The organism is uncultured Olegusella sp., from assembly GCF_947253395.1.
Lineage (GTDB): Bacteria > Actinomycetota > Coriobacteriia > Coriobacteriales > Atopobiaceae > Olegusella.
This window is the reverse complement of the sequence record NZ_CAMXYY010000092.1, coordinates 1-5733: the sequence shown is the minus strand read 5'-3', so window position 1 is coordinate 5733 and position 5733 is coordinate 1. Positions and strand designations below refer to the sequence as shown.

General features: G+C 45.4%; 4 protein-coding genes. 2 read left to right on the top strand and 2 right to left on the bottom strand.

The features are described 5' to 3' along the window. Positions 1 to 771: hypothetical protein (locus Q0X25_RS06890; protein ID WP_298580407.1), on the bottom strand; the 771-nt coding region annotated here is incomplete at its 3' end. A gap of 140 nt (positions 772 to 911) precedes the next feature. Here Q0X25_RS06890 and Q0X25_RS06885 point away from each other — a divergent pair. Together Q0X25_RS06885 and Q0X25_RS06880 are read left to right on the top strand one after the other, a co-directional pair. Then, positions 912 to 2390, top strand: a complete 1479-nt coding sequence (locus Q0X25_RS06885) for a family 1 glycosylhydrolase (RefSeq protein ID WP_298580404.1) — start codon at positions 912 to 914, stop codon at positions 2388 to 2390. 82 nt (positions 2391 to 2472) lie between these two features. Then, positions 2473 to 3867, top strand: a complete 1395-nt coding sequence (locus Q0X25_RS06880) for a PTS transporter subunit EIIC (RefSeq protein ID WP_298580402.1) — start codon at positions 2473 to 2475, stop codon at positions 3865 to 3867. 122 nt (positions 3868 to 3989) lie between these two features. Here the strand turns inward: Q0X25_RS06880 and Q0X25_RS06875 are convergent. Beyond that, a partial coding sequence (locus tag Q0X25_RS06875; protein WP_298580399.1) for a family 78 glycoside hydrolase catalytic domain occupies positions 3990 to 5733 on the bottom strand: 1744 nt, incomplete at its 5' end.

Sequence of the window (5733 nt, the reverse complement as noted above, 5' to 3'; positions counted from 1 at the left end):
CTCCTTGTAATGCTTTTCCAAATAATGAATAGCATCTACAAGCTGCCGATTTTCAATGATGTAGCTCTCTTTTTCCTGCGCGCGACGATAAAGGCCACGAATGAGTTCAAGAAAAAGACTCTCAGCATAGCTCTGAATGAGCTCTTTGGAATAGTCTGAGGGAAAATGGTATTCCTCAACAATATATTCCATCAGCTGGCGAGTGCGACCCGCATAAGCAGCAGGTATGACAAGTGACCCATCATGTCGTCTGCGTTGCGACACAGACTCAAAAAGGAGTTCAGTCAACATCCCCGAACCAGGTAGCTTACTCAAGAAAATTGAGTCAAAGAATTCCCTGCGGAAGACCATTGAAAGGACAATATCTCGTTCTTTTTTAAGTGAAGGAGAACTGCGCACTACACCAGTATCGCAAATAAGAACATCTCCTGTATGGAGAGTAGTTGCCCTGCTATCAACAACAAAATCACAGGTTCCATCGTAAATAAACGAAAGTTCCATATCGTGATTTACATGCACAGGGATGGTGGTAAAACGCGTCTCTTTAATAAGACCAACGGTCCTCTCTTGTAGGGTATTTTTCCAGTCGAAAACAAGGCAATCGATGCCGTCTATAATCAAATGCTCCACCGTATCGTATCGATGACTCATTTGCCCAGGGTGTGCAAGGTGCCATGTTTCAGATGGGGTATGACGATAGAGAAAGCTCTGCAAGTGCTGATCTTTCTTATATCCCTGATAATTCGACACCGTTTCCCGCTGGCCGCTCATCTCATGCCTTTCAAAAGCGAAAATCTGTATATATGTTATTTATTATAGATTTTATGACATTTTATTTCCATTATTTTTCTCATATATTGAATCCATCAGAAACAGAAAATGCCAGAACGGTACAAGGAAGGACACCAAACATGCTACATGCAAAAACTGGCTTTGGAGATGGCTTTCTTTGGGGTGGCGCTATCAGTGCATCCCAAGCCGATGGCGGCTGGATGGCCGGAGGAAAAGGTAAAAATACCCAGGACTGTCGTTGGCTTGACGGTAGCTGGACTCACGAACAAATTGAGGAAAAGCACCAAAATAATCCATTTTCTCAAGCTGAGTTTGAGGCAGCACTTATCAACGATGGCACAGAATACTATCCTCTGCGACGTGGTGTAGATTTTTACTATCACTACAAGGAAGACATTGCTCTCTTCGCTGAACTGGGTCTCAAACTCTTTAGAACTTCTATATGTTGGAGTCGCATTTTTCCCCATGGGGATGACCCCATACCTAACCGCGAAGGAATTACATGGTACCGTGATATGTTGAGAGAATGCCACCGCAATGGCATTAAGACTTTTGTAACCATGTTGCACTATGACATTCCTGTTCATCTAGTCACAAAATATGGTGGATGGAAGAACCGCAAAACTATTGATTTCTTCCTCCGCTACGTCGAGACGATAGTAGACGAATTAGGTGATCTTGTAGACTTCTGGCTTCCCTTCAACGAATTCAATGCTGGACGTTTTTCTCCTTGGGATGGCGTTTGTCTAATAAAAGATGAGGAGGGAGACCAGTTTGAACAACAAATCTTTCAATTTTTACATCATGAGTTTGTGGCAAATGCCCTTGCCATCAAAACGGTACATGAGCGCAGACCAAATACACCAGTTGGAGGAATGATTGCTCGCTTCTGTACCTATCCAGCTACCTGTCGTCCGGAAGATAATCTTCAGGCACTACATGATGATCAATATGCAAATTGGTTCTATACCGACGTTATGGCTCGGGGCAAATATCCTGCATATATGGCGCGGTATTTTGACAAATGTGGCATTGCCATCCGTATGAAGCAGGGTGATGAGGAACTTATTGAGAAAAACACTGTTGATTTCTTGTCTTTCTCTTATTACTTCTCACAAATTTCTACTACCAACCAGAACTGGGAAAAAACCGCAGGTAATCTGGTAATGACCAACAAAAACCCTTATCTACCCACTTCGGAATGGGGTTGGCAGTTTGACCCCATTGGCTTACGTATTACACTCAATCAAATGTATGATCGCTACGGTCTTCCACTCTACATTGCTGAAAATGGTCTTGGTGCAAGCGATATACTCACCGAAGACGGTCATGTCCACGACGACTACCGTATTGACTATATCTGCCAACACATCAAATGTCTTAAAGAAGCCATCATCGATGGGGTTGATGTGCGTGGGTACATGATTTGGGGATTTCTCGATCTTGTTTCCTGTGGCCCACTCACTATGGATAAGCGTTATGGACTTATTTATGTTGACCGTAACAACGAAGGCAAAGGTAGCTCAAAACGTTTTCGAAAAGACTCTTTTTACTGGTATCAAAAGTGTATTTCGACTAACGGAGAAAACCTCAACTAAAGGCATACCGTCTCCAAATCACGAAACTACGAAGGCGGAGACTGTTATAGCGAGACTATAGGAAAAGAGAGGTGAGCTCACTATGGCATCAAAAAAAGAATTGGCGAAACAAATTCTCCAGCACGTAGGCGGAGCGAGTAACATCAAGACTGCTACACATTGCATCACACGTCTCCGTCTTGGTCTTGTTGATGACCAAAAAGCAGACCTTACGACATTACAGAATCTTGAGGGAACTTTGGGTGCCCAGATTAAGGATGGACAATGGCAAATTATTATTGGTCCTGGTGTCGGCTCCCTCTATGAGGAGTTTGAGCCCTTGTTAGGCAAAGATAAGATGGCCGGAGAGGTTGCAGCTGATATTGATCAGGAGGAGTTACAAGGCTTAGGTCTCTCAGGAGTATTCGATACCATTTCTGGGATTTTCTCTCCCATAATTCCAGCATTAGTAGCAGGTGGTATCGTTAAAGGAGTGCTTGCACTTATCGCATACTTTGGTATCGATACGGGCTCGGGTAACTGGGCTATTTTTAATATGATTTCCGATATCCCATTTTATTTTTTGCCTTTCCTGCTTGCCTCTTCTGCTGCTGAAAAGTTTCACGTAAACCGTTCACTTGCTCTTATTGTGGCCGGATCACTCATGTATCCCACCATTATCAATGCTGTGGGAACCGATGAAACACCGCTTACCCTTTTTGGTATGGCCGTACCTATCTTTAATTACGCTGACTCTGTCTTCCCAATAATTTTTGGTGTTTTCGGACTCTCTGTTGTTTATCATTTTATTGACAAATTTATTCCCGATCTACTGAAACTCGTTGTTGTACCTGCGCTCTCACTTGGGATTATCATTCCTCTCAACCTTTTTGCGCTTGCTCCAATTGGCGCTTGGTGCGGCATTGGCCTTGCAAATGGCATCGTCTGGTTGTTCTCCACTCTAGGCCCCATTGCTGGATTCCTATTGGGTTTTTTCATGCCAATAATTGTACTTTTTGGCATGCATCAATCTACGAGTCCCATTCAAATTGCCAACATCGCTTCACTTGGCTACGACTATTTACTCCCTGTGTCTTTCTGTCACAACCTTGCCGAAAGTGGCGCTGCTTTTGGAGCTGCTCTGCGTATGACTAATAAAAAAATGAGATCTGTAGCGATGACCTGCGCATTTTCTGCCTTTATGGGAATCTCTGAACCTGCCCTTTTCTCCATTCAGGTTCCCAATAAAACTCCCCTTTTCGCAGCCATGATTGGCAATGGTATGAGTGGTGCTCTGACCGTACTCCTTGGAGTGAAATGCTTTGGTTTTGTCATGCCTGGAATTACATCATTGCCCGTGTACATGGATCCAAGTGGCAACCCGACAAACTTAATAATGATTTTCATCTGTATAGTAGCAAGCTGGTTTATCTCATGTGTTGTTTCTTTTGTGCTCTGGGGCCACTTTAATATAGAAACAAAATCAGCAAAACAATAGTGGCGAATGTTTTTTATCCACGAGCCTGCTTAAATCCTATACGTTAAGCAGGCTCTTTACTCCTTCTAATAAAATCCTAGTTAGTTTTTTATTGAATCTTCGGTATTCAACATTCCTGTCGCTTATTCCTCAATCAAAAAAGCCTGCGTTATTGGCGCATCATCGGCAGGAAGTGTGTCGATAGCACCGTCAACCCAAACATCTGCCGCTGTCCCTGCAGGCACAGTCACCGTCAGCGCAATACCTACTGCCTGCCGTTCCCAACTCACGCATACCTGTCCACGAGGCGTCACATACGAGCAGGTCAGACTGTTAGTCTTTGGCGAGAAGAAAGGTGAAATCACGAGGTGATTTGCTGCCTGCGCATCATCTGCCACACGTATGCCGCCTAGTGCCTGTGCCATCCACTGCACATAACCCGACATCATCGCGTGGTTGCGCGAGATAATATGGCCCCCAAAGATCCCCTTAAGTGAACCAGAGTCCTCAGATAGCATATCCAAGAAACTTGGAGACTGTTCACGCAGCAGCCAACCTTCAACGAGCCCGTCTAATCCAAAACGATTGAGCATATCAAAGGCAAGCACCGAGCCAAACATACCGCAGCTCACAACACCATCATTTGCACGAATTGTATCTGCCAGTTTATGACTGAGCTTGCGCCTATCTCCCAAACCCAACGCCGCCGCAAAAGCATATGAGGTCTGCGTACCATCACCAAAGCTGCCATCAGCATGGGCAAAGCGCTCAACAATTTGTTTGTGCAGCTTTTCGATAGCTGCCTCGAGTGTTTGGTTTTGCTTACCAAGACGAATGGCAACCTCATCTACACAGCTCAAAGCCCATAAAATCGCACACCAGCCAACAAACTCACGGTCGGGTGTCTCGCCTGCGCTATCGCTGATGCCGCCTACATCGCCTAGACAAAACTGGGCAAGTTCAGCTGGATCAAAACTCAATAAATACTGAGAGAAGCGCTCCAACTGGGGCCATTCACGCTCAAGCAGATCTTTTCTGCCATACCACTGATCTGCTCGAACAGCCAAATAGGGATAGGCAAGCTGCCACAACAGAGGACCTTCTCCGGGCGCAGGACACGCACTTCCAACGCCAACTCCAGGCACCGTCGCAGGTACACCACCTCGTGCAGTTTGATCACGCGAGAAATCACCCAGTGTCTTGTCCAGCAAGCCTTCTGTATCAAAAAGAAACGCATTCGAATTGAACAGCGCCACCATATCGCCACCGTAGCCAAAACGGTCAAAGGCACTGTTCTCCCAAATACCATGGATGCAGTTTAACTTTGTACGGCGTGCAGCATCAAATAATTGCTGGTAAGAGGCATTGTCTGTGACAATATCTCCCGTCTGAATCAGCGCCGTATGCACATAGTAGGCATCAAAGCGCTCAAAATCCTCCATAGCAAGCCCTTCAACAAAGGCATAGCGGAAGGAATGCCAACAAAACTCATTGGTAAAGCAATTCTCACCCTCAATGCAAGTCAGTATGTCCTGCTGAATAATCTCATTTGCAGCAAAGAGTAATCTACCTTCCTCATCGAGCTGCTCAGCATAGTTGATGGTGACCTTCTGACCGGTACGTGCATGAAAATGGAATTCAATGATGCCTGCAATCATCTGACCCATATCAATCAAAATGCCATCAGCAAATTCACGCGCTGCGCCTGGCATAACCACACCTTCACGTGAGCAACCAGGCACTACTGACGGTGCTAACACACGCGTGTTGGGACGTGCAACAACCGAACCCCGCTCTGCTCCTTCAAATCCCAGGTCACGATGTTCACCAAGATAGAGATTGTTGAAGGTCAGCTGCCCCTCACGCCAAATCCAGCTTGCATCAGTG

Coding starts and splice junctions, on each gene's coding strand:
- Q0X25_RS06885 (WP_298580404.1), top strand. CDS start 912: ATGCTACATGCAAAAACTGGCTTTGGAGATGGCTTTCTTTGGGGTGGC.
- Q0X25_RS06880 (WP_298580402.1), top strand. CDS start 2,473: ATGGCATCAAAAAAAGAATTGGCGAAACAAATTCTCCAGCACGTAGGC.